Raw genomic sequence first — 24,624 nt, forward strand, 5'->3', positions numbered from 1 at the left:
CAGCGGTAACGACCATGCAAATATGTCCAATTTGTCCGTTTTAACCGTCATTTCCTAGATCAAACATCGACGAGCCGTGACTCACCTCACCATTTCATTCCGGCAGTCCCGCCTCCGAGATCGACAGATTGCGACGCAGAGAACACCCTCCGCGATCGGATCAGAGGCAATTCCCGTCACCCCGACCCCCCACCCGTGACCCCTGCCACAAGGGCCCGTTGGTAAGGGCGGCCGGGCCGCCGTCGCCTCCCGACTCGAACAGACCCGACCTTCCGGCTCCACCGCGTTCGACCCCGGGGGCCGGCCCCGAGACCCCGGGCGCCGGCCCCGACAGCCCCCAACCGGTATTTCCGACCCCGCACCGAGGAGACCCAGTGCCGCGCATGCTCGACGTCAGCGACGAGGTCCGATCCGAGATCGGCGACGACGAGGCCGACCGCCTGCTCGGCGGCGCCCACGCACCCGACAGCTACGAATGCACCTCCTGCCGCACCCCCGGCGACGCGCTCCTGGAGCCGACCAGCACGGTGCTGTTCGTCGGCGACGAGACGGCCGTGCTCGCCTTCGCCCACGCCCGCTGCATTCCGTCCCAGGTCGTGCCGGTCGCCGAGGAGCAGCTGGCCGGCGCCGTCCGCAGCATCAGCCAGGCCCGGAGCGACGTGTCCGCCGACGCCGCCGGACTGCAGTCGCCCCTCGCCTCCCAGGCCTTTCCCTCCCAGGCTCTTCCCGCCCAGGCCGTTCCCGCCCCGGCCGCGGCGTCCGACCCGGCCGGCCGGACGGGCGCACCCGGCCAGGCCGCGATCCTCGGCATCACCTGCGGACTGGTGCTGCACGGCGACACCGGCCACGCCTCGCTCGTCGTCGAGCCGACCGGGCCGGTCGGCCGGCCCGGCAACACCACCGGCGAGGACGAGTTCCTCGACCTGCTCCAGGACGCGGGATTCCAGCCGGTCGCCGACCTCGACCGGACCCCGGAGCAACTGCCCGGGTGGTCGGTACTGGTCGCGATGGGCAAGCTGCACGCGATCCTCCAGCCCGCCGCGGCCGGGGGCAGCACCGGCTGGTGGCAGGCCCACCAGCCGCTCCAGGTGACCGACGCCTGGCGGTTCGCCGCCAACCAGCTCGGCGAGGTGACCATGTACGCGGTCCCGGCCGGGACGGTCGGCCGGCAGCCGCGCGAGGACCTGCTGCGCCAGGCGCTGGAGCGCGCGGTGGCCATGGGCCAGGTGGTGTCCGCCTCCCTCCCGCTCGCCGGCACCTGAGCCGCGCCCGGGACCGCCGGCCGGAGCGCCCGGCAGTGGAGCGCCCGCCGGTGGAGCCCCCGCCGGTGGGCGCCGCTGCCCGGACGCGGCCTCCACCGGCGGCGGCCGGGGCGGCAGCAGCCCTCCGCCGCGCCCTCCGCCGCGCCTGCTGTCGCACCCCGCCACCGGGCCCTTCCACCCCCCTCCGTCACCGCGCCATCGCCCCGCCGCACCCCGCATCCCCCGGCGTCCTCACTCGTTGGGCCCTGCGTGTACAGCTACGACGTCCCCGCAGCCCCCCGGCGGTCCGCCGCCTCCCGCGCGATCCCGGGCATGCGCCCGTCGTACGACGCCGAGCACCCGCACTCGGTGACGCCGATCTACGACGAGCTGTACTCCGAGTACCGGCGCCTCTTCCGCGCCCTGCCAGGCGACCGCTCGGGCGAGGAGGACCTCGCCTTCGCCGGCTTCGCGGTCCGCGACACCGGCCTCGGGCGCGCCGACCACCGGAACGACCACCGCTCCGACCACCGGACCGACCACCGCGGCTATCCGCCGCAGCACCAGGCGTTCCAGACGTACGCGGGCCAGGCGGTCGGCCTCCCCCAGTTCATGCCGAGCCAGCCGGGCAACCCCGACCCCGCCGGCCCGGCCGAGCTCACCGGTCACCACGCCAACACCGGCCACACCGGCCATACCGGCCACCACACCAGCACCGGCCACCAGGGCCCGCACGGCCAGCACCACCAGCACAGCCACGGCGGACTCCCCGCCCTCCCGGCCCAGGTCCACGCGCACGACCAGGCCCACACCCACGGAGGCCACCCCGGCCACGCGCCCAGCCCGTACGCGACCGGATTCCACCCCGTCGCCGCCCAGGCCGCCCACCCCCATGCCCCGGCCCAGGCCCAGTTCGGCACCGGCCAGGGCTGGGTGGCTGCCGGCTACCTCGGCGCCGTCCCGCACCCGATGGCGACGCAGCTGCCCGCGCCCGCGCCGGTGACGGTCCCGGTCCCGGCCCCCGTGCCGACCGTGGGCACCGCCTACGGCCCCGGCGGCGGCCCGGGTGCGACCAGTGGCGGCCGCCACCGCAGCCTGCTCTCACTCCCCCCGGGCCGGAGCGGCGACCACCACTGACCGACCCCGCGCACCGCGCCCCACCCGCAGCACCCCGCACCGCACCGCGCCCCACCCCGCACCGGACCCGTCCCACACCCCACCGGTCCCGCACCCGCACCCGCCCCGGCCGGACACGACGAAGGGCCCCGCCACCCGGTCCCGAACAAGACCGGCCGACAGGGCCCTTCCCCACCGCTTCCGCACGGCTCACGCCCGGTTCACCGCCTCAACGGCTCCACCGGGAGCGTCAGCCGCTACTTCTTCCGGTTGCGCTTCTCCCGCACCCGCACCGAGATCGAGATCGGCGTCCCGACGAAGCCGAACTCCTCGCGCAGCCGGCGCTCGATGAAGCGCCGGTAACCCGCCTCCAGGAAGCCCGAGGCGAACAGCACGAACCGCGGCGGCCGAGTGCCCGCCTGGGTGCCGAACAGGACGCGCGGCTGCTTGCCACCGCGGATCGGGTGCGGGTGGGCGGCCACCAGCTCACCGAGGAAGGCGTTCAGCCGCGCGGTCGGGATCCGGGTCTCCCAGCCCTGCAGCGCGGTCTCGATCGCCGGGACGAGCTTCTCCATGTGCCGGCCGGTCTTCGCCGAGACGTTGACCCGCGGCGCCCACTGGACCTGGACGAGGTCGCGCTCGATCTCGCGCTCCAGGTAGTAGCGGCGCTCCTCGTCGAGCTGGTCCCACTTGTTGTAGGCGATGACGACGGCGCGACCGGCCTCGACGGCCATCGAGATGATCCGGGTGTCCTGCTCGGCGAGGGTCTCGCTGCAGTCGATCAGGACGACGGCGACCTCGGCCTTCTCCAGCGCGGCGGAGGTGCGCAGCGAGGCGTAGAAGTCGGCGCCGGCGGTCATGTGGACCCGGCGGCGGATGCCGGCGGTGTCGACGAACTTCCAGGTCTTGCCGCCGAGCTCGATCATCTCGTCGACCGGGTCACGGGTGGTGCCGGCCAGCTCGTTGACGACGACGCGGTCCTCGCCGGCGACCCTGTTCAGCAGGCTGGACTTGCCGACGTTCGGCCGGCCGATCAGCGCGACCCGGCGCGGGCCGCCGGGGGCGGCGTCGCCGAAGGTCTGCGGCGGGGCGTCGGGCAGGGCGGCCATCACGGCGTCCAGCAGGTCACCGGAGCCGCGGCCGTGCAGGGCGGAGACCGGGTAGGGCTCGCCCAGGCCGAGCGACCAGAGGTAGGCGGCCTCCGCCTCGGTGGACTGGCCGTCGACCTTGTTGGCGCAGAGCACGGTCGGCTTGCCGGCCCGGCGGATGATCTTGATCAGGGCCTCGTCGGTGTCGGTGGCACCGACGGTGGCGTCGACCACGAACAGCACCGCGTCGGCCTGCTCGATACCCAGCTCGGCCTGGGCGGCGACCATGGCGTCGATGCCGAGGACGTCGATCTCCCAGCCGCCGGTGTCGACGACCTTGAAGCGGCGGCCGTTCCAGGTGGCCTCGTAGCTGACGCGGTCGCGGGTGACGCCGGGCTTGTCCTCGACGACGGCCTCGCGGCGGCCGATGATGCGGTTGACGAGGGTCGACTTGCCGACGTTCGGGCGGCCGACGATGGCCAGCACCGGAAGCGGCGCGTGGCTGCCGTCACCGAGGCCGTCGACGTCGTCGAGGTCGAAGCCCTCCTCGGCGGCGAGCGCCATGAACTCGGCGTAGTCGGCGGCGTCCAGCTCGCCGGGGCCGGCGGAGGTGTGCTCTGCGGTCATGTTCGTACTGTCCGTTTCCCGGTGCGGCCCTTCCCAGGGAGACACCGTGCGTACCTGCCCCTCCGGGGCAGCGCGAGTTGGTCCGGGTGCCACCGCGGCACCCCGTTGTTGTCAGAAAGTTCTTGCCGGACGTTCCCGTCGAGGAGCCGGACCGAACGGTCCGGCCGGCATCACACCGTCGACAGCGCGGCTCCGGCCCGCTGCTCGACCAGCGTGGTGATCCGGTCGATCACCTGCTCCAGGGTGAGCTCGCTGGTGTCCACCAGCACGGCGTCCGCCGCCTGGGTGAGCGGCGCGGTCGCCCGCGAGGAGTCGGCGGCGTCCCGGCGGGCCAGGTCGGCGGCCATCGCGGTGATGGTCGCCTCGTCCAGGCCCTTGGCCCGCAGCTCGGCCGCCCGTCGCTCGGCCCGGGCCGCCTCCGACGCGGTCAGGAAGACCTTGACGGTGGCGGCCGGGAAGACCACGCTCCCCATGTCCCGGCCCTCGGCGACGATGCCGCGCTCGGCGACCCCGGCGCAGCCGCGCTGCAGCTCGACCAGCCGGGCCCGCACCGCCGGCACCGCCGAGACGGCGCTGACCTGCGCGGTCACCTCGGGGCCGCGGATCGGGCCGGAGACGTCCTGGCCGTCGACCGTGATGGTCGGGCCGTCCGCGTCCGTGCCGGACACGATCACCGGCTTGCCGCAGGCGACCGCCACCGCCTCCGGGTCGGCCACGTCGATGTCGTTGGCCAGCATCCACCAGGTCATCGCCCGGTACATGGCACCGGTGTCGAGGAAGCTCAGGCCCAGCCGCGCGGCGACCGCCCGGGAGACGGTCGACTTGCCGGAGCCGGAGGGTCCGTCGATGGCGACGACGACCGGGGCGTGCGCTCGGTCGGCAGTGTCCACGGCGCGAACCTCTCTCTGGAGCTGGAGCTGGAGCTGGAGCTCGGATCTCTGGTCTCCGAGCATGGCGGCCCGGATCTACGGGGCAGCCGGGGATTGTCTCCCTCAAGGTTAATGGACCGACGCCCGACCCGGCCCCGCCGGTGCCGAGCCCTCCCGGCCGACCCCGGCGACCCGGCTCGGCACCCGCTCGGGCAACCGACCCCGGCCCGGCACAGCAACCGGCCCCGGCCCGGCTCGGCGACCGCCTCGGCAACCGGCGGGGCGGCAGCGCTCAGTCCCGGACGCTCCACCCGCTCGACCGCAGCGCCGCCGTCAGCGCCCGGACCGCCCCCGGCGCCACCGCCAGCTGGACGAAGCCCACCTGCTGGCCGGTCGAGTGCTCGATCACGACGTCCTCGATGTTGACCCCGGCCGCGCCGACCTCGCCGAACAGCCGACCCAGCTCGCCGGGCTGGTCGCCGAGCACGACGGCGACGGTCTCGTAGCGGGTGGGCGGTGCGCCGTGCTTGCCCGGGATCCGGGCCTGACCGGTGTTCCCGCGCCGCATGACCGCCTCGATGCCCGCCGTGCCGCCCTGCCGCTCGGCCTCCTCGGCGGCCTGGAGGGCACGCAGCGCGGCCACGGTCTCGCCGAGGTCGGTGGCGAACTCCGCCAGCACGTCCGCCACCGCGCCCGCGTTGGCGGACAGGATGTCCACCCACATCGCGGGGTTGGAGGCGGCGATCCGGGTGACGTCCCGGACGCCCTGGCCGGAGAGCCTTATGGCCGTCTCGTCGGCGTGCTCCAGCCGGGCCGCGACCAGCGAGGAGAGCAGCTGGGGGGCGTGCGAGACCAGGGCGACCGCGCGATCGTGGTCCGCGGCGTCCATGACGATCGGCATGGCCCCGCAGAGCGCGACCAGTTCGAGGACGGCGTTCAGCGCCCCGGTGTCGGTGTCGGGGGTGGGGGTGAGCACCCACGGCCGGCCCTCGAAGAGGTCGGCGCGGGCCGCCAGCGGGCCGGACCGCTCCCGCCCGGCCATCGGGTGGCTGCCCAGGTAGTGCACGGTGTCGCAGCCGAGCGCGGCGATCTCGGCCCGCGGGCCGTCCTTCACACTCGCGACGTCGGTGTAGTACTGCGCCAGGCCGCGACGCTGGCAGTCGGCCAGCACCTTGCCGACCAGCGCGGGCGGGACGGCGATGATCGCCAGGTCCACCGGACCGTCGGCCGGTTCGGTGGTGCCGGCGCCCAGCGACGCGGCGGTGCGGGCGGCGTCCGGGTCGGCGTCCTCCAGATGGACGGTCAGACCCCGTCCGGTGAGGGCGAGCGCGGCGGAGGTGCCGATGAGTCCGGTACCGACGACGACAGCTGTGCGCATGGCGGGGTGGCTCTCCTCACAGAACGGAACAGCACGGAACGGAACAGCACGGAACGGAACAGCACGGAACGACAAGGACCGGAACCGGGCGACGCGGAACCGACCGCGGACCGGGCCCGCCTTATCCTCCCCCATCACCACCGCCCGCGCGGCCGCCGTCCGCAACCGCACCGGGCACCGTGGCCGTCCCCACTCACACGGACCCGCACCACCTGCCCCGGCACCGCCCCCACGACGACACCCGACGACAGCGGCCGACGGTCGGCGGCCGACGGATGCCGCCGACCGCACGCCACGCACGACGGAAAACCGGGGACGCGGGAACGGGCACACGGCAGGATGGGCCGCCCGGGAGAAGGCTCGGCGCGCGCTCGGCGCCGAAGGTACGCGACGAAGGGGTTGGCCGGGTGAACGATCAGCACAGCAGCGACCAGCAGCGACCGCAGGAACACAGCACCACCACCACCGGTTCCGCCAGCGGTTCCACCGGAGGAGGAACCACCGTCCCGACCGTCCCCTCGGTCCTGGACTCCGTGGTCGTCCACGCCGTCGGCGCGGTCTGCCGCCGCCGGGCCCGGGTGGCCCTGCCCCCGGACGGGCGGATCCGGTTGACGGGCCTGCCCGGAAGACTCGACGAACGCTCGCTGCGCGCCCGGGTCCTCTCCGGCCCGGCCGGCACCGCCGTCACCGGGGCCCGGCTGGAGGCGGTCGCCGAACTCCGCGACCCCTCCGAGCTGCCCGGACTGCGACTGCGGCTGGACGAGGCCAGGGAGCACGAGAGCACCCTGCGGGAACGTCTCCGACTGGTGCTGGCCGCCGTCGCCGAGACCACCGCGCTGCGCGCCGTCCCGCCGGCCCGGCGCCGCGACGAACCGCTGCGCCGCACGCCCGCCGACGCCTGGCTCGAACTGGCCGACTTCGTGGACGAACGCCTGGAGCGGCTCCACCGGCGCGCCGAGCTGCTCACCCGGGACATCGAACTCGCCGAGCACGAGACCGAGTTGCTCGCCGACCGGATCGCCCGGGCGACCACCGCCGACCCGCAGGAGGCGATCACGACCGCGACCACCGCCCTCCTCACCCTCAGCACCGAAGCCGCCGCACCGACCGGCACGACCGGCACGACCGAGAGCACCGACACCACCGGCAGCACCGAAGCGACCACCCCCGAGCTGGACATCGAGCTGGAGTACACCGTCCAGGCCGCCCGCTGGGTGCCCTCCTACCGCCTGTCCTACCGGCAGGGCGACGACACCGGCCACCTGGTCCTGCGCGCCTCCGTCGCCCAGCAGACCGACGAGGACTGGACCGGCGTCCGCCTCGCCCTCTCCACCGCCGACCTGGAACGCCGCACCGACCTGCCGAAGCTACGCTCGCTGCGGATCGGCCGCAGCCAGCCGGTCCCACCGTCCTCCGGCTGGCGCGAGCCGCCGGCCGGGCTGTCCGACCTGTTCTCGGCCTACGACGCGGCCGGTCCGCGCCCGGTACCGGACCGCCCGCTCCGGTCCCCCGGGACGCCGCGCGCGATGTCGGCCCCGGTTTCGGCCCCGGTTTCGGCCCCGCCCCCGCCCCCGGCCCCCGCGGCCGCCTCGTTCCCCTCCCGCCCGGCCGGCGGCGGAGCGCACCGCCGCGCAGCGCGCGGCGGCGCCCAGGGCAGCATGTACCCGGCCCCGCAGCCGCCCGGGGCCGCAGGCTACGGCGGAGTGCCGCTGCCGCCCGAGGCCCGCCGCGTCCGCTCGGCCTTCACCGCCGAGGGCGCCGGCCCCGCCGGCCCCGCCGACGAGCCCGACTTCCTGCTCGCCGGCGCGCCCGCCCCGTTCGCGCCCCCGCCCGGACCGCCGGTCCCGGACGAACAACTGCTCGACTACCCCGTGCTCGAACTGCTCGGCCCGGACGGCGACACCGGCCGGCGCGGCACCCTGCACCGGGTGTTCCGCCCGGGCGCCGGCATCCGGACGGCGGCCGGCCCGTACGGCGCCCGGCTGCAGCGCCTCCCGATGCCGCAGCACGCGGTGCCGCCGCAGGTCTCGACCGGCTCCTTCGAGCACCGCTTCGACGCCGCCGCGCCCGCCGACATCCCGTCCGACGGCACCTGGCACACCGTCACGATCGACGACATCGCGGTGAGCGTCCGGCCCGAGTACGTCGCCGTGCCCGCGGTGGAGGAGCGGGTCTACGCGACCCTGGTGCTCACCAACGGCACCGCCCGCGCCGTGCTCGCCGGCCCGGTCGAGGTGACCGTCGACGACGAGTTCCTGCTCACCGGGGCGCTGCCCACCCTCGCCCCCGGCGGTGTGCGCCGACTGGGCATCGGTGTCGCCGAGTCGGTCGAGGTGACGCGCCGTACCGAGCTGCACGAGTCCACCGCGGGCATGCTGAACAGCAGCACCGTGCTCGACCACCGGGTGCGCGTCGAGCTGGCCAACCGGCTCGGCCGCCCGGTCACCGTCGAGGTCCGCGAACGGGTACCGGTCAGCTCCGACGCCGATGTCCGGATCGAGGAACGGCCCGGCTGGCACGCACCGGACGAACCGTCCACCGAGTGCCCGCCCGGCACCCGGCTCCGGCGGGTCGAGCTGCCGCCGGGCGGCCGGGCCGAGCTGGACGGCGGCTACCAGATCAGAATCCCGGCCGGAAAGGCCATCGTCGGCGGAAACCGGAGGAACTGAACGATGACCGTCACCCCCCTCCCCGGCGCCGCGAGCGCGGGTGCCCCGGGACCGGGCACCCCGGGCACCGCCGCCCCAGCCCCCACCGCCCCGCTCCCCCTGACCGCACCCCCCGTGACGGCGCTGCCCGTCACCACCGTCACCTGCCTGGAGGACCGCGCCCGGATCGGCCGCACCGCCTCGCCGACGCTGGCCGCCGGCGTCCAGCGGCTGCGGCTCGGCCCGCTCACCGCCCTCGCCGTCGACCGCACCCTGCGCGCCGAGTCGGACACCCCGGGCGTCCGCGTCCTGGACGCCCGGATCACCCGCGCCTGGACGCCCCGCCCGCCGCTGCCGCCCGGCCCCGGCGACTCCGAGCTGCGCCACCGGCTGCACGCGCTGGAGGTCCGGATCCGCGAGGAGGAACGGCTGACCGACCGGCTGGAGGCCCGGCTGGCCCTGCTCGCCCAGCTCAGCACCGATCTGCTGCGGGAGGTCGGCGAGGGAGCCGGCGCCGGCGAGGTCGAACGCACCCGCTGGCACCGCGAGCTGGACCGGGTCGACGCCGGCCGCGAGCAGCACGGCGAGGAGCTGCGCGCCGCCCGGGTCCGGCTGCGCCGGCTGGAGGTGGACCGCGCGGCGGCGCTCGGCGCCCTGGAGGAGTCCGAGGAGCGGCCCGCCGAACTGGTCGCCCACCTCGAACTCACCGTCGAGGCCGCCGCGGCCGGCCCGGCCCGGCTCACCGTGCACCACCTGGTGCCGTGCGCCCTGTGGCGGCCGTCCTACCGCGCCACCCTGGCCGACGGCGTGCTGCGACTGGAGTCCGAGGCGGTGGTCTGGCAGCGCACCGGCGAGCCGTGGGACGGGGTCCGGCTGACCTTCTCCACCGCCCGGTCGGCGCTGGCCACCGAACCCCCCGCGCTCGCCGAGGACGTGCTGGTCCTGCGCGAGCGCACCACCGAGGAGAAGCGCGCCGTCGAGGTCGAGCTGCGCGAGGAGGCGGTCTCCGAACTGGGACCGGACGGCGTGGTGCCGGGCGTGGACGACGGCGGCGAGGTACGGGTGCTGAACGCCCCGGCCCCGGCCACCGTTCCCTCCGACGGCAAGGCGCACCGGGTGCCGCTGGCCGCCTTCGACGGTCCGGCGCACAGCGAGTTCGCCTGCGCGCCGGAGCTGTCGCCGCTGGTGACCCAGGTGGTCCGGTTCCGCAACACGGCCGGCCACCCCCTGCTCGCCGGGCCGGTGGAGCTGGTCCGCGGCAGCGGATTCACCGGGCGCGGCCGGCTGCCGTTCACCGCGGCGGGCGCCGACACCGAACTGTCCTTCGGCAGCTCGGACGGCTACCGGGTGGTGCGGGAGAGCGAGGAGCGCCGGTCCACCGCGGGCCTGAGCCAGCGTGCGGTGACCGTCCGCACGGTGCGGCTGCACCTGTCCCGGTTCTCCGGCCCGGAGGAGCGGGACGAGCAGCTGGTCGCGGTGCGCGAACGGGTGCCGGTCTCCGAGGTGGCGGCGGTGGAGGTGCGGCTGCGCAAGGAGGAGTGCTCACCCGTGCCGGACGCCTTCGACGCCGAGGGCATCGTGCGCTGGGACGTCCCGCTCGGCCCGGGCGCCCGCCGCACGCTGACCCTGGTGTACGAGGTCTCCGCCTCCTCGAAGGTGGCGGGCCTGTGAGCGGCGGCGGCCCGGGCGCCCGTCCCGTCCCGGCCGGAACAGGTACAACAGGAGCATGATCCTGCACCTCGCGCCCCTGGACGACTGGCTGGCCGACCCGGGGCGGCCGTACGCGGCCGCCTCGCTGCTCACCGACGGGTTCATCCACTGCTCGGCGGACGAGCCGACCGCGCTGGCCGTGGCCAACGCGTTCTTCGCCGACACCCGCGGACCCCTGATGGTGCTGCTGATCGAGGAGTCGCTGGTCGAACCGATGGTCAAGTGGGAGGCCCCGAACGGCGCGCCGCCGCCCGGGGCCACTCCCGGGGTGCTGTTCCCGCACATCTACGGGCGGCTGAACCGCACGGCGGTGGTCGGCCTGGAGAAGGTCGAGCGGGGCCCGGACGGCCGCTGGGCGTCGCTCTCCCCCTGGAGCTGACGCCCCGGCGGGCCCGGCGGGCGCGCCCTACAGCCAGCCCCGCTCCCGGGCCGCCATCCCGGCCTGGAAGCGGGTGGTGGCGCCCAGCTCGCGCATCAGCGACTGGAGCCGGCGCTGGGTGGTCCGGGCGCTCCAGCCCAGCGACCGGGCGATGGACTCGTCGGTGAGGCCGGCCGCCAGCAGGCCGAGCAGCTTGCGGTGGTCGGCCTCCGGCTCCAGCGCCCCGTCCCCGGTGCCGATCGCGGCCTGCAGCTGGACGGCCCGCTCCCATTCCGCCTCGAAGAGCGTGTCCAGGGCCTGGAGCAGCGCCGAGGGATGGATCACGTAGGCGGCGTCGAGGACGCTGTCGCCGACGCTGATCGGGATGATCGCCATCCGGTCGTCCGACATGACCATCTTCATCGGGAGCACCGGCCTAACCCTGGCCTCCTCCCCGTCGGCGACCCCGGCCAGGATGTTCTTCTCCAGCCGGCCGGGCCAGGCCACCGCCTCCCGGTCGTAGATGGTCCGGAACCGCACGCCCTCGCCCAGCCGCTGCCGCTGCAACGGGATGTTGGCGACCGGGTCCTGGATGTAGGGCGGGCAGTCGAAGCCGCGGATCTGGTACTGGCTGGTCCCGGTGATGTGCTCCAGGCGCTGGGCTATCGCCTCGCCGCCGGTCAGCACCTCGACCGAGTGCGCCGGGTCGGTGTACCGGGACGCTTCCCGGAAGGCGTCCATCAGCCGGTGCATCTCGGCGCGGGCGTGCCGCAGTTCGGACTCGCGGTGGCCGATCAGGGTGCCGATCGCCACGTCCGGGGCGACCGGCAGGAAGCGCTGGCGGTCCACCGGGGCCCGGGTGGCCATGCCCTGCTGGGCGAGCCGGTCCAGGGCCCGCAGGCTCTGCTGGGGAGTCAGTTCGCAGAGCCCGGCGAGGTCCTCGGCGGTGGACTGCGGGTTGGCCACCAGCGCCGCGTAGACCTGCCCGTCCGCTCCGGCCAGTCCCAGAGCGCTGAGTGGTGCATCGGACACGGCGTCGCTCCCCGTTCGCCTCCGGCCCCCCGCACGGGGTGGCGCAGTCCCGCCACCCGGCGGGTCGCGGTCAGGTGGCAATCCTCGGCCACGGATCACCGGGCTGACAAGGTGATCACCCCACGATGCGGTCCGCTTCACAGCAGATCCGCCGAACGACGGAGGGCCTCCCCGCCGACTGGCGGGGAGGCCCTCCGGGGACCGGGGGTCGGGGTGCTACAGCCCGACCTCGCGCATCAGCTGACCGACCTCGGGGTTGGTCAGCCGGCGCAGCCAGCCGGACTTCTGGTCACCGAGCGCGATCGGCCCGAAGTGGGTGCGGACCAGCTTCTCGACCGGGAAGCCCGCCTCGGACAGCATCCGGCGGACGATGTGCTTGCGACCCTCGTGCAGGGTCACCTCGACCAGGTAGTTCTTGCCGACGTTCGAGACCACCTTGAAGCTGTCGGCGCGGGCGTAGCCGTCCTCCAGCTCGATGCCCTTGGCGAGCTGCTTGCCCAGGTCGCGCGGGATCGGGCCCTGGATGGCGGCCAGGTAGGTCTTGGTGACGCCGTACCGGGGGTGGGTGAGGCGGTGGGCCAGCTCGCCGTGGTTGGTGAGCAGGATGATGCCCTCGGTCTCGGTGTCCAGCCGGCCGACGTGGAACAGCCGGGTCTCCCGGTTGGTCACGTAGTCGCCGAGGCACTGACGGCCGTCCGGGTCCTCCATGGTGGAGACCACGCCGGCCGGCTTGTTCAGCGCGAAGAACAGGTACGACTGGGTGGCGACGGTCAGGCCGTCCACCTTGATCTCGTCGTTCTGCGGGTCGACCCGCTTGCCCTGCTCGGTGACGCGCTTGCCGTTGACCTCGACCCGGCCCTGGTCGATCAGCTCCTCGCAGGCGCGGCGGCTGCCGATGCCGGCCCGGGCCAGCACCTTCTGCAGTCGCTCGCCCTCGGGCTCGCCGAAGGTCTTCGGCAGCTTCACGGCCGGCTTGTCGTGGCGGGCCAGCACCGCGTCCTCGATCCGGGCCTGGAGCTCGCGCGAGCGCTGCGGCTGGCGCCGCGGGTCGCCCGGGGCGGGCGCGCCCTCGCGGCGCGGCCGGGGGGCCGGGCCGGGCCGGCGCCCGGAGTAGCCGCCGCGGGCCGGGGTGGCGTTGGGGCCGCCGCCGAACTCGGGACGGTCGTACCTGCGCTCCTCGGGCCGCAGCGGGCGGTCCGGGAAGCGACGGTCGTCACGGCGGTCGTCGCGACGGTCGTCACGGCGGTCGTCACGCCGGTCGTACGAGCCGGAGCCGGCACGGCCCGCGCCCGAGCCCGGACGGCCCGAGCCGGTGCGCGGCGCGCCGGAGCCACCACGGGCCGAGCCGGAGCCGCCGCCGTAGGAACCGCCGCGCTCTCCCGAGCCACCGCGGCCGGAGCCACCGCCGTACGAACCCCCGCGCTCTCCCGAGCCACCGCGGCCCGAGCCGCCCCCGTAGGAGCCGCCCCGGCCCCCGCCCTGTCCGCCGCGACCGCTGCCGCCGCCGCTGCTGTTCCTGCCGTTGCCACTGCTACGCATCAAAGTGTCCGTACGTCGTTACCGTCTTGGGCTGTGCGGTCGTTTCGGCCGACCTCACCGCCCCCTACCGATCAGGCGCAGCCCGACCGGCCTCGCCACTGCCGTCCGCAGCCTTCGCGGCAGCGGCGGCGACCGCCTCCGCGATCATCGTGCCCTCCAGGGACTCCGCTTCCACGTCGTCGACCTCGGGCAGGAACGGGGCGAGCTCCGGCAGCTCGTCCAGGCCGCGGAGCCCCATCCGTTCCAGGAAGTAGTTCGTCGTCCGATACAGGATCGCACCTGTTTCGGGCTCGGATCCGGCCTCTTCCACCAGTCCTCGCTGTACCAGGGTACGCATCACGCCGTCACAGTTCACACCGCGGACGGCTGAGACCCGCGATCTGGACACCGGTTGCCGGTAGGCGACCACCGCCAGGGTCTCCAGCGCCGCCTGGGTCAGACGGGCCTGCTGGCCGTCCAGGACGAAGCGGTCGACGGCCGGGGCGCAGGTGGCGCGGCTGTGGAAACGCCAGCCCCCGGCCACCTGCCGCAGGTCGAAGCCGCGCCCCTGGGCGGTGTACTCGGCGGACAGCCCGCGCAGGGCCGAGGCCACCTCCGCGCGGGGGCGCTCCAGCACGGCCGCCAGGTGCGCCTCGGCGGCCGGCTCGTCGACGATCATCAGAATCGCCTCGAGCTCCGCCCGCAGTCCGGGCCCGTCCTCCGCCGGGAAGCCGCCGGGACGAGCCTCGGGACGGTCCTCGGGAAGCTCCGCCGGAGCGTCCTCGGAGAGCCCGGCGGGAGAGTCCGCCGGAGAGTCTCCGGGAAGCCCCGCCGGAAGGTCCGCCGGAGAAGTCGACGGCGCCGACTTCTGGTGCACCACCTCCACCGGCACCACGTCGACCGCCGCGACCGCCTCGCCCGCCGCCGCGACCGCCGCCACGGCGGCCACGACCGCGGGGACGGCCCCGGCAACCGACACCGGACCGTCCTCCAGGACGCTCGGCGCCGGTTCCTGCCACTCCTCGGCCCTCGGCTGGCCCGGCACCCCCAGCGCCCGCCTGGCCGGCCGTCCACCGCCCGCCCCGCCGTTCCCGACCGTCATCGCCCGTCCTCCTCGCCCTTCACCGCTGCCGAACCCGCCGCCGATCCCGAGGCCGAACCCGCCGCCATCCCGGAGGCCGACCCCGCGGCCGACCCCGCGGCCGACCCCGGCGCGCGCGACGACTGCTCCGCCCCGTCCGGCGGCCGGTCGAACTCGTCCGTCACCTCGATCACGCCCCGGTCCGCCTCGGCCACCCAGCGCACCAGCAGCTCCCCCAGCGCGTCCGGCTGCTCGAACGCGAGCACCCGCTCCCGGTAGAGCTCCAGCAGCGCCAGGAAGCGGGCGACCACCACCATGGTGTCCGGGGCGTCCTCGACCAGCCTCCGGAAGGTGGCCTCGCCCAGCTCGGCCAGCAGGTCGACCACGAGACCGGCCTGCTCGCGCACGCTCACCGGCGGGCTGTGGATGTGGTCGACGTAGACGACGGGCGGGGGCTTGGGCGTCATCGCCCGGGCGGCGAGCTGCGCGAAACGCTCGGTGCCGATGGCGATCACGACCTCGGGCAGCAGCGCGGCGTGCCGGGGTTCCAGGCCGACGCTGCGCGGACGCCGGAGCAGCTCGGCGGCCCAGCGCTCGCCGAACAGGGCCGCCGCGCGCTTGTAGGCCCGGTACTGGAGCAGCCGCGCGAAGAGCAGGTCGCGCGCCTCCAGCAGGGCGAGGTCCTCCTCGTCCTCGACCTCGGCGGCGGGCAGCAGCCGGGCCGCCTTGAGGTCGAGGAGGGTGGCGGCGACCACCAGGAACTCGGTCGCCGCGTCCAGGTCCCAGTCCGGCCCCATGGCCCTGATGTGGGCGAGGAACTCGTCGGTGACCGTCGCCAGCGCCACTTCGGTGACGTCCATCCGGTGCTTGGCGATCAGGCTCAGCAGCAGGTCGAACGGGCCCTCGAAGTTGTCCAGCCGGACCCGGAAGCCGCCCTGCGGCCCGTCGGTCCCCGGTCCGTCGCTACCCGCCCCGCCCGCACCCTCCGCTCCCCCGCCCGCGACGGCCGGCGCGCCGGGCTCCGCCGCGGCGACAGCGGCGGCCTGGGCGTCGACGGGGCTCTCGGAGGTGCTCGGCATGACGGTCCATCTTCGCCCGGCGGCACCGGTCACCCCGCACCGGGGCCGTCGACACGCCGGTCCCCGCCGGGCCCGCAGCCGCCCGCGCGGCCACCGCACGGCCCCGGACCCGCCCGGACCGCCCTCGGGCCCCGAGGCACGGGCTCGGCGCCCGCACAACCGCCCTTACGGGGCCCGCCGGCCCCACCGCACCGCCCGGCGACCCGCCAGGACGACCGCGGTCCCTCCCGGACGCCGCTCACCGCACGGACCACGACCCGCCCCGGACCCCCCGCGGCCCCGAGGCACGGGCTCAGCGCCCGCGCAGCCGCCGCACCAGGATGCTGGCCTCGCCGCGCTGCTCCAGGTCCGCCAGGACGACCGCGATGGCCTCCCGCACGATCCGGCCCCGGTCCACCGCCAGGCCGTGCTCACCGCGGAGCACCAGCCGGGTGTGCTCGAGGTCCATCAGCTCCTCGGCGGACACGTACACGGTGATCTTCTCGTCGTGCCGCTCGCGCCCGCTGGGGCGGCGGGGGGCACGGCCACGCGGACGGGGCCGCCCCGCGGCACCCGTCTGGTCCTCGACCGCGCCGGCGTGCTGCCGCGGCGCCGGGGCCGAGGTCCGGCCGCCCGGCTGGGCGGGAGCGGGCACGGACGCGCCCGCCGCACCGGTCTCGCGGCGCGTGCTCCGTCGGCCCTCCGCCTGGTCCCCGGTCCGGTCCGTGCCGCTGCCGGCGTGCTCCGGCCCCTCGGCGCCGTCGGCCGGTCCGGTGCCGTCGGCCGCGGCGACCTCGTCGACGCCCTCGGCGCCGTCCGGGTCACCGGCGCCGTTGACCGCCCGGGCGGTCTCCGGTCTGGGGGCCTCGACGGCCGAACGCGACGCGAGGGACGGCGAGAGCGCCATCCCGCCGGTGGTTCGGAACAGCTCGTCGGCCCCCGGGAGACTCACTCGGCGGGGCGGCACCGGTCGAGCACCTCCCTGGCGAGCTGGCGGTAGGCGGCGGCACCGACCGAATTGGTCGCGTACGTCGTGATCGGTTCGCCGGCGACGGTGGTCTCCGGGAAGCGCACGGTCCGCCCGATGACGGTGTGGAAGACGTGCTCGCCGAACGCCTCGACCACGCGCGCCAGCACCTCACGGCTGTGCACGGTGCGAGAGTCGTACATGGTGGCGAGGATGCCGTCCAGCCGCAGCTCCGGGTTGAGCCGCTCGCAGACCTTCTCGATGGTCTCGGTGAGCAGCGCGACACCGCGCAGCGCGAAGAACTCGCACTCCAGCGGCACGATCACGCTGTGAGCGGCCGTCAGCGCATTGACCGTCAGCAGGCCCAGCGAGGGCTGGCAGTCGATGATGACGTAGTCGTAGTCGGGCAGCAGCGGCCTCAGGGCGCGCGCCAGCGCGGACTCCCGGGCCACCTCGCTGACCAGCTGCACCTCGGCGGCGGAGAGGTCGATGTTGGACGGCAGCAGGTCCATCCCCGGCACGGCCGTCTTCAGCAGCACCTCGTCGGCCGTCAGCCCCCGCTCCATGAGCAGGTTGTAGACGGTGACGTCGAGTTCCATCGGGTTGACGCCGAGTCCGACGGAGAGGGCGCCCTGCGGGTCGAAGTCGACCAGCAGCACCCGGCGGCCGTACTCGGCGAGCGCGGCACCCAGGTTGATGGTCGACGTGGTCTTGCCGACGCCGCCCTTCTGGTTGCACATCGCGATGATCTGGGCGGGGCCGTGCTCGGCCACCGGCGCCGGGATCGGGAAGTACGGCTGCGGACGTCCGGTCGGGCCGATCCGCTCGCGGCGCTGACGCGCGGCGTCGGGGGCGAGCGTGGCCGCGTACTCCGGGTCCGGCTCGTACTCGGCGTCGGGGTCGTCGTAGGCGCCGTAGGCGAACTCGCCGTAGGCCAGGCCGTGGGCCGGCAGTTCGGCGTCGTAGTCGGTCACCGTGGTCACCTGTGCTGTGTTCTGGCGTGCTTCGAAAGTACGGAGAGCGACCGAGCCGACCTCGGCCGAGCCCACGGAGGCCTGCCTGGCCCCGGACTCCCCACTCGGCTGGCCGGCGGTGTGCTCCGCCAGTCCTGGCTGACCACCCCCGGGAGCAAATGTCGACTCATTCACAAGTCGTCTTACCTCCTTGGGCATCCAGGACTCTATGTCGATTCGTCAGCGTGGCAGCATGCCGACGGTTTGCGACTCTAGGCCGTTCAAGGCGTTCGCAGCAACACAATCCACGGTAGTGGGCAGGATGTGTCGACTATCGGGCAACCCTCTGTCAAGGGATGCGAGGGCCCTTGACCCTAACGTTTCTGCGGTGGGGTGACACGACCCACAGAAATTGACGACAGAGCGACCCGCCCGTTCCACCCCCGAAGTCGTCACGGGGTTCACCCCTCGTTCACACCCTCCGCGAGGACTCAGCGTGACCCCGCGGACGGGCACGGCGAAGCCCCCGACCCGAGGACATCGGATCGGGGGCGACGCGGGGTCGTGCCTCAGGCGAGCACGGAGTCCAGGGAGACCGACTCCAGGCCGAAGGCCTCGGCGACGGCGGCGAAGGTGATCTGGCCCTCGTGGACGTTCAGACCCTTGGCCAGCGCGGCGTCGCGGCGCAGCGCCTCCTTCCAGCCCCGGTTGGCCAGCTCGACGACGTACGGCAGCGTCGCGTTGGTCAGCGCGTAGGTGGAGGTGTTCGGGACGGCGCCCGGCATGTTGGCCACGCAGTAGAAGACCGAGTTGTGGACCTGGAAGGTCGGCTCGGCGTGCGTGGTGGCGTGCGAGTCCTCGAAGCAGCCGCCCTGGTCGATGGCGATGTCGACGAGCACGGAGCCCGGCTTCATGCGGGAGACCAGCTCGTTGGTGACGAGCTTCGGGGCCTTGGCGCCCGGGATCAGCACCGCGCCGATGACCAGGTCGGCCTCGATGACGGCCTTCTCCAGCTCGAAGGAGTTGGACATGATGGCCTTGATCTTCGTGCCGAAGATCTTGTCGGCCTCGCGCAGCTTGTTGATGTCGCGGTCCAGCAGGGTCACGTCGTAGCCCATGCCGATGGCGATGGTGGCCGCGTGCCAGCCGGAGACGCCGCCACCGATGACGACGGCCTTGGCCGGGTGGGTGCCGGGAACGCCGCCGGGGAGGGTGCCGCGGCCGCCGGCCGGGCGCATCAGGTGGTAGGACCCGACCTGCGGGGCCAGCCGGCCCGCGACCTCGGACATCGGGGCGAGCAGCGGGAGGGCGCCGTTGGCGAGCTGCACGGTCTCGTACGCGATCGCGGTGGTGCCGGAGGCGACCAGCGCGTCGGTGCCGGCGCGGTCGGCCGCCAGGTGGAGGTACGTGAAGACCGTCTGGCCCTTGCGCAGGCGGTGGTACTCCTCCGCGATGGGCTCCTTGACCTTCAGCAGCAGGTCGGCGGTGGCCCACACCTCGTCGGCGGTGGGGAGGATGGTGGCGCCGGCGGCCACGTACTCCTCGTTCGGGATCGAGGAGCCGACACCGGCGTTGTCCTCGATGTAGACCTCGTGTCCGTTGCGGACGAGCTCATGCACGCCGGCGGGCGTGATGGCCACGCGGTACTCGTGGTTCTTGACCTCGCGGGGGATGCCGACCTTCACGGCTAAACACGTCCTCTTGCCATGGGGGTCCCTACCGGAGAAGACCGGCGGGCGACGCGCACGGGGGGAAGCCTCCGGATGGCACCGGGGCACGGCTCGCTGCGCGACTGAGTACGAGTGTAATGAAGCCCAGGCGGCCTGTCAGCCTTCCAAAGCGAACAAATCCGCCGGACTCATTGGCAGGTTCGTAGGCTTCCATCGCGATCTTCCTGTCAAAGCCGCGCCGACCGGGCATATTCGACAATACTCCCGAACCTGGACCTACCACCCGCCGGCGGCCCGTTCCCGCAGCTCGGCGAGGGCGGCGCCGACGGCCTCCCGGCCCCGTTCGTCGCCGATCCGGCGCAGTACCGACAGGGACGCCCGGTACTCCCGCTCGGCCTCGTCGAACCGGCGCTGGGCCGCGTGCGCCTCGGCCACCCGGGCCAGCAGCCGGGCCTCGGCGGCCTGGTCCCCCATCGACTGCCGGACACCCAGCGCCCGGTTGTACCAATCGGCGGCGCGCACGGCATCGCCGAGCGCCCGGTGGCAGCCCGCCGCGCCCTCCAGTGCGCGGGCACAGAGCGCCTCGTCGTCGGCGGTCCTGGCGTGCTCCAGGGCCGCCCGGTAGTGCCCGGAGGCCAGTTCCCAGCGGCTCGCGGCCGCCTGGAGGTCGCCCAGGTTGAGCAGCGCGGCCGAGGCCCGGCGCGGGCGGCCGTGGCGCTCGGCCACCGTCAGCACCAGCTCGTGCAGCTGGTGGAGGTCGGCCGGGGCGGCGGCACCGGTCAGCGGCAGCGACCGCAGCAGCGCGGTGACCAGCCGGCCCGCCGAGCCGTCGAGATCGCCCTGGCCGATCGCGTCGGCGACGGCGCCGAGCAGCGGGTCCCGCTCGCCGAGCAGCCACTCCCGGGCGTGCGCGGCGGACTTCAGCCGCAGCGGACCGGGCAGCGGGTCGGGCCCGGCGCCGTCGGACGGGTCGAGCAGCGAGCGGGCCGACTCGGTGAGCCGGACCAGCCGCTCCAGCAGCCTGGCCCGGGCCAGCTCGATCTCGGCGGGCCGGTCCTCCCGCTCGCGCAGCCGCACCAGCCGAGGGTGGAGCCGGCCGGGGACGCGGTAGCGGGCCGTGCCGTCCGCGGCCGGCGGTTCCTCGGCCAGCAGCTCCCGCTCGGCCAGCGCGGCGAGGGTCGTCGCGGCCTCCGGGGCCGGACAGCCGACCAGCGCGGAGGCGGTGCGCGGGTCCGCGGACTGGGCGGGGGCCAGGGTGAGCGCGCGCAGCATCCGGGCCTGCGCGGCGGTCAGGCCGGCATAGGCCAGCGTGAAGGCGCCGACCAGCGGGTCGTTGTCGGGCACCGGGACGGGTTCGGAGGGCTCCGGTCCGGGTCGGACCCAGGCCGCCGGATCACGGGCCGGCTCCGCCGGCGGGGCCGCCGCGGCGACCGGCTCCGGCCCGCGCCGCCCCTTGCCCTTCGGCGCGGGCTCCTTCGACTCCTCCGAGTCCTTCTCCGGGGCCCGCTCCGGCTCCGGCTCCGGCTTCCCGGCCTCGGTGACGGCCCGCAGCAGCTCCTTCGCCGCCTCCGTCACCGCCAGCTCCGGCTTCCCGCGCAGGCGCCCGGCCATCAGCCGCAGCGCCGCCGGCTGGGAGCCGCAGGCCTCCGCCAGGTCCGCAGCGCCGACCGGGTCGCAGCCGATCCTGGTGCCGCCGACCAGATCGCCCAGCAGCTCGGCCGCCGCCGTCCGGTCGAGCCCGCCGAGGATGACCGGATCGATGTCCTCGATCCCGGTGAGCGGCCCGGCCGTGGTGGCGAGCACCAGACAGCCCGGCTCGTCCGCGAGCAGCGGCCACAGCTGCCCGGCGTCCCGGACGTCGTCCAGCACCAGCAGCACCCGGCGCCCGGCCAGCGCGGCCCGCAGCGCGACGCAGGCCGGATCGTCCCGGCCGTCCCCGGCGGCGCCGGGCAGCGGAACGTCGGCGGTGTCCGCGCCCAGCTGCTCCAGCAGCCGGCGGGCGGCCCTGGCGGGCGGCACCCGGCCGCCGTCGGGGGCGGACAGCCGGGCGAACAGCACGCCGTCGGGGTACTGGCCGGCGACGGTGACGGCGAACCGGACGGCCAGCGCGGTACGGCCCGAACCGGGCCGCCCGGCCAGCACCAGCACCGGGCAACGGCCCTCGGCCGGACGCGCGGCGGCGGCCCGCAGCGCGGCCAGCTCGGTGCGCCGGCCGACGAACAGGGCGGGGCCGGCGGGCAGCCGGTCCAGCCCGGGAACGCGCTCGGCGGGCGCGCCGGTCCCGGCCTCCATGGTCGCCGTCTTCCTCGCCACCCGTGCCACTCCCGACGTCACCCAGCACCGACCGGCGGCCGCCCGCGACGGACGCCCCGTCTGCGAAGCGTAGTTCGGCCGTCAGCCCCGACCGAGGTGACATCCGGTCGTACGAACCGGTAAATCACCCCCCCGGCCGCATTCCGCCCCACCGCGAGCAACCCACACCGGTCCCGAACGGCTCCCCGGCCCCAGCCCGGCACGACATGAGGCAACGTCGAGCCCCCGGCCCCCACCCACCCGCCGTGACCCCCGCCCTGCACGGACCGCGAGCGAGCCGAAGGGGCGCGCCGGTGCCGAAAGGGAGGCGCGAGGGAGCGACGAAGGAGCGAGGGAGCAACGACCGTCGGCGCCGGACCAAAGCGCCCCGGAGGTGAGCCGAGCCTAGATAAACGGCCTCGCGGGCCACGGCGAGTCCGCCGGCCGCAGCGCGTCCAGCCCGCCGGGCCCGTGCAGGGCCGCGTACAGCGCCAGCGTCCCGGTGATCAGGGTCGGGTTGTGCAGCTCGCCGGCGTGGATCAGCCGCACCAGCTCCTCGACCGGCACCCGGGCGGATTCCAGCTCCAGTTCCTCCCCGTGCGCCTCGTACCGCTCCCCCTCCGCCTCGGAGAGGTCGGTGGCGAGGAAGAGCCGCAGTGCCTCGTCGGTGCCGCCGGGCGAGGTGTAGAAGTCGACCAGCACCCGCCACTCGCCGGCCTTGCAGTGCGCCTCCTCGTACAGCTCGCGCTGGGCGGCGTGCAGCGGGTTCTCGCCGGGAACGTCGAGCAGTCCGGCGGGCAGCTCCCAGAGGCGCTGGCGGACGGGGTGCCGGTACTGGCGCAGGATCAGCACCCGCTGCCGGTCGTCCAGGGCGAGCACGGAGACCGATCCGGGGTGGGTCTGGTAGTCCCGGCGGGCCCAGCTGCCGTCGGGCATCAGGACCTCCTCGGTGCGCACCCCGGTGACCCGGCCCTGGAACGGGGTGGTGCTCCCCCGGATCTCCCACTCCTCCGCCACGTCGGCGACTCCGGCGGTGCTGCGGTCGTCCATCACGCTCTCCCCTTTTCGTCAGTACGACACAATCTAACGCCGAACGGCGGCCCCGCGGGACATCGCGGGACCGCCGTCCGGGGAAACGGACCGGGACTACTGGGCGTCGGCCGGGGCCGTCTTGATCTCGATCGCGGCCTTGACCAGACCCGCGAACAGCGGGTGCGGGCGGGTCGGCCGGGACTTCAGCTCCGGGTGGGCCTGGGTGGCCACCAGGTAGGGGTGCACCTCGCGCGGGTACTCGACGTACTCGACCAGGTCGCCCTTCGGGGAGAGGCCGGAGAACTGCAGGCCGGTCTTCTCCAGGTCCGCGCGGTAGGCGTTGTTGACCTCGTAGCGGTGGCGGTGGCGCTCCTCGACGTACTGCTCGCCGGCGTAGACCTCGCGGACGATCGAGCCCTCGGCGAGCTTGGCCGGGTAGAGGCCCAGACGCATGGTGCCGCCCAGGTCGCCCTTGCCGTCGACGATGGCCAGCTGCTCGGCCATGGTGGAGACGACCGGGTGCTTGGCGGCGGCGTCGAACTCGGTCGAGTTGGCCTCGGGCAGGCCGGCCAGGTTGCGGGCGGCCTCGATGACGACGCACTGCAGGCCCAGGCAGAGGCCGAGCAGCGGCACCTTGTTCTCGCGGGCGAAGGTGATCGCACCGACCTTGCCGTTGACGCCGCGGTCGCCGAAGCCGCCGGGGATGCAGATCGCGTCCACGTCGCCGAGCTGCTCGCGGGCGCCCTCGGGGGTCTCGCAGTCGTCCGAGGTGACCCACTTGATCTCGACCCGGGCGTTGTTGGCGAAACCGCCGGCGCGCAGCGCCTCGGTCACCGACAGGTAGGCGTCCGGCAGGTCGATGTACTTGCCGACCAGGGCGACCTTGACGATGTGCTGCGGCTCGTGGACGCGGCGCAGCAGGTCGTCCCAGGTGGTCCAGTCCACGTCGCGGAACGGCAGGTCCAGGCGGCGGACGACGTAGGCGTCCAGGCCCTCGCCGTGCAGCACCTTGGGGATGTCGTAGATCGACTTGGCGTCGATGGCCGCGACCACGGCCTCCTCGTCCACGTCGCACATCAGCGAGATCTTGCGCTTGATGGCCTGCGGGACCTCGCGGTCGGCGCGCAGCACGATGGCGTCGGGCTGGATGCCGATGTTGCGCAGCGCGGCGACGGAGTGCTGGGTGGGCTTGGTCTTCAGCTCGCCCGAGGGGCCGATGTAGGGGAGCAGGGAGACGTGCACGAAGAACACGTTGTCCCGGCCGACCTCGTGGCGGACCTGGCGGACGGCCTCCAGGAACGGCAGCGACTCGATGTCGCCGACGGTGCCGCCGACCTCGGTGATCACCACGTCCACGTCCTCGGTCGCCATCCGGCGGATCCGGGACTTGATCTCGTTGGTGATGTGCGGGATGACCTGGACGGTGTCGCCCAGGTACTCGCCGCGGCGCTCCTTGGCGATGACGGTCGAGTACACCTGGCCGGTGGTGACGTTCGCCGAGCCGTGCAGGTTGGTGTCGAGGAACCGCTCGTAGTGGCCGATGTCGAGGTCGGTCTCGGCGCCGTCGTCGGTGACGAAGACCTCACCGTGCTGGAACGGGTTCATGGTGCCCGGGTCCACGTTCAGGTACGGGTCGAGCTTCTGCATCGTCACGCGCAGGCCGCGGGCCTTGAGCAGGGCACCGAGGCTGGAGGCGGTGAGGCCCTTGCCGAGCGACGAGGCGACACCCCCGGTGACGAAGAGGTGCTTGGTCGTCACGGCGCGGCCGTTCGATGCCTTGCCGGAATGGGGCTGTGCCAAGAGGGGGCTCCCGTGGGTCGCGTGTCGAAGGTGACGTGGTGGGAGGCTCGCGGCTCGCCGTCGCGACGGGGGGAGGGCGGTGCTGCGCACGGGGCCCTGAGGGTCGTCGGTTCGGCCGGTCCGGGGCGTTTGATCCCACCGGTCCACGGGATACCAGGGTATCAGTGACCCGGCCCGGACGCGTTC

General features: G+C 74.6%; 18 protein-coding genes. 5 read left to right on the forward strand and 13 right to left on the reverse strand.

Features of this window, described 5'->3' with window-relative positions; translation table 11 throughout:
• Positions 1–374: 374 nt before the first annotated feature.
• The gene (locus BLU95_RS11480) at positions 375–1,262 is read left to right on the forward strand and encodes a DUF8842 C-terminal domain-containing protein (RefSeq protein ID WP_093859938.1); all 888 of its coding nucleotides are present in this window, start codon (positions 375–377) and stop codon (positions 1,260–1,262) included.
• A 312-nt stretch (positions 1,263–1,574) separates the two neighbouring features.
• Positions 1,575–2,378, forward strand: coding sequence for a hypothetical protein (locus BLU95_RS11485; protein ID WP_093859939.1), 804 nt, complete (start codon positions 1,575–1,577; stop codon positions 2,376–2,378).
• A 236-nt stretch (positions 2,379–2,614) separates the two neighbouring features.
• Here the strand turns inward: BLU95_RS11485 and der are convergent, their stop codons facing one another.
• From der to BLU95_RS11500, 3 genes are all read right to left on the reverse strand, one after another.
• Positions 2,615–4,072, reverse strand: coding sequence for a ribosome biogenesis GTPase Der (der, locus tag BLU95_RS11490; protein WP_093859940.1), 1,458 nt, complete (start codon positions 4,070–4,072; stop codon positions 2,615–2,617).
• Between the two features lie 170 nt (positions 4,073–4,242).
• A complete protein-coding gene (gene cmk, locus BLU95_RS11495; RefSeq protein ID WP_231978524.1) occupies positions 4,243–4,962 on the reverse strand; it encodes a (d)CMP kinase in 720 nt (239 codons plus the stop codon).
• A 271-nt stretch (positions 4,963–5,233) separates the two neighbouring features.
• A complete protein-coding gene (locus BLU95_RS11500; protein WP_093859942.1) occupies positions 5,234–6,319 on the reverse strand; it encodes a prephenate dehydrogenase in 1,086 nt (361 codons plus the stop codon).
• A gap of 407 nt (positions 6,320–6,726) precedes the next feature.
• Between BLU95_RS11500 and BLU95_RS11505 the strand changes: the two genes are divergently transcribed.
• Genes BLU95_RS11505 through BLU95_RS11515 form a run of 3 tightly spaced genes read left to right on the forward strand, consistent with a single transcriptional unit; the run spans position 6,727 to position 11,056 of the window.
• Positions 6,727–8,988, forward strand: coding sequence for a DUF4139 domain-containing protein (locus BLU95_RS11505; RefSeq protein WP_353653557.1), 2,262 nt, complete (start codon positions 6,727–6,729; stop codon positions 8,986–8,988).
• 3 nt (positions 8,989–8,991) lie between these two features.
• On the forward strand, positions 8,992–10,638 hold the full coding sequence (locus BLU95_RS11510) for a DUF4139 domain-containing protein (RefSeq protein WP_093859944.1): 1,647 nt from the start codon (positions 8,992–8,994) through the stop codon (positions 10,636–10,638).
• Between the two features lie 55 nt (positions 10,639–10,693).
• Positions 10,694–11,056 (forward strand): DUF952 domain-containing protein, encoded by a 363-nt coding sequence (locus BLU95_RS11515; RefSeq protein WP_093859945.1) that lies wholly within the window; start codon positions 10,694–10,696, stop codon positions 11,054–11,056.
• Between the two features lie 27 nt (positions 11,057–11,083).
• On the opposite strand, the gene BLU95_RS11520 is transcribed toward BLU95_RS11515, so the two are convergent.
• From BLU95_RS11520 to pyrG, 10 genes are all read right to left on the reverse strand, one after another.
• Positions 11,084–12,067, reverse strand: a complete 984-nt coding sequence (locus BLU95_RS11520) for a helix-turn-helix domain-containing protein (protein WP_093859946.1) — start codon at positions 12,065–12,067, stop codon at positions 11,084–11,086.
• Positions 12,068–12,283: 216 nt separating this feature from the next.
• Positions 12,284–13,606 (reverse strand): pseudouridine synthase, encoded by a 1,323-nt coding sequence (locus BLU95_RS11525; RefSeq protein WP_093859947.1) that lies wholly within the window; start codon positions 13,604–13,606, stop codon positions 12,284–12,286.
• Between the two features lie 64 nt (positions 13,607–13,670).
• Positions 13,671–14,264: an SMC-Scp complex subunit ScpB gene (gene scpB, locus BLU95_RS11530; protein ID WP_231978738.1), complete on the reverse strand. Its 594-nt coding sequence runs from the start codon at positions 14,262–14,264 to the stop codon at positions 13,671–13,673.
• A gap of 419 nt (positions 14,265–14,683) precedes the next feature.
• Complete coding sequence (locus tag BLU95_RS11535; RefSeq protein ID WP_093859948.1) at positions 14,684–15,745, reverse strand: segregation and condensation protein A; 1,062 nt, start codon at positions 15,743–15,745, stop codon at positions 14,684–14,686.
• A gap of 292 nt (positions 15,746–16,037) precedes the next feature.
• A complete protein-coding gene (locus tag BLU95_RS11540) occupies positions 16,038–16,676 on the reverse strand; it encodes a hypothetical protein (protein WP_093859949.1) in 639 nt (212 codons plus the stop codon).
• Positions 16,673–17,740 carry a ParA family protein gene (locus BLU95_RS11545; protein ID WP_030396097.1) on the reverse strand — a complete coding sequence of 356 codons (1,068 nt, stop codon included), beginning with the start codon at positions 17,738–17,740 and terminating at the stop codon, positions 16,673–16,675. Before BLU95_RS11545 ends, BLU95_RS11540 begins: the two co-directional genes overlap by 4 nt.
• A gap of 473 nt (positions 17,741–18,213) precedes the next feature.
• Positions 18,214–19,329, reverse strand: coding sequence for an alanine dehydrogenase (gene ald, locus BLU95_RS11550; protein ID WP_093859950.1), 1,116 nt, complete (start codon positions 19,327–19,329; stop codon positions 18,214–18,216).
• A 261-nt stretch (positions 19,330–19,590) separates the two neighbouring features.
• Positions 19,591–21,627 (reverse strand): tetratricopeptide repeat protein, encoded by a 2,037-nt coding sequence (locus BLU95_RS11555; RefSeq protein WP_159424861.1) that lies wholly within the window; start codon positions 21,625–21,627, stop codon positions 19,591–19,593.
• 384 nt (positions 21,628–22,011) lie between these two features.
• Entirely contained in the window at positions 22,012–22,656 is a 645-nt protein-coding gene (locus BLU95_RS11560; protein ID WP_093859952.1) for an NUDIX domain-containing protein, read from the reverse strand.
• 96 nt (positions 22,657–22,752) lie between these two features.
• Positions 22,753–24,438 carry a CTP synthase gene (pyrG, locus tag BLU95_RS11565; RefSeq protein ID WP_234371494.1) on the reverse strand — a complete coding sequence of 562 codons (1,686 nt, stop codon included), beginning with the start codon at positions 24,436–24,438 and terminating at the stop codon, positions 22,753–22,755.
• Between the last annotated feature and the right edge of the window lie 186 nt (positions 24,439–24,624).

It is taken from the genome of Streptomyces sp. TLI_053 (assembly GCF_900105395.1).
Lineage (GTDB): Bacteria > Actinomycetota > Actinomycetes > Streptomycetales > Streptomycetaceae > Kitasatospora.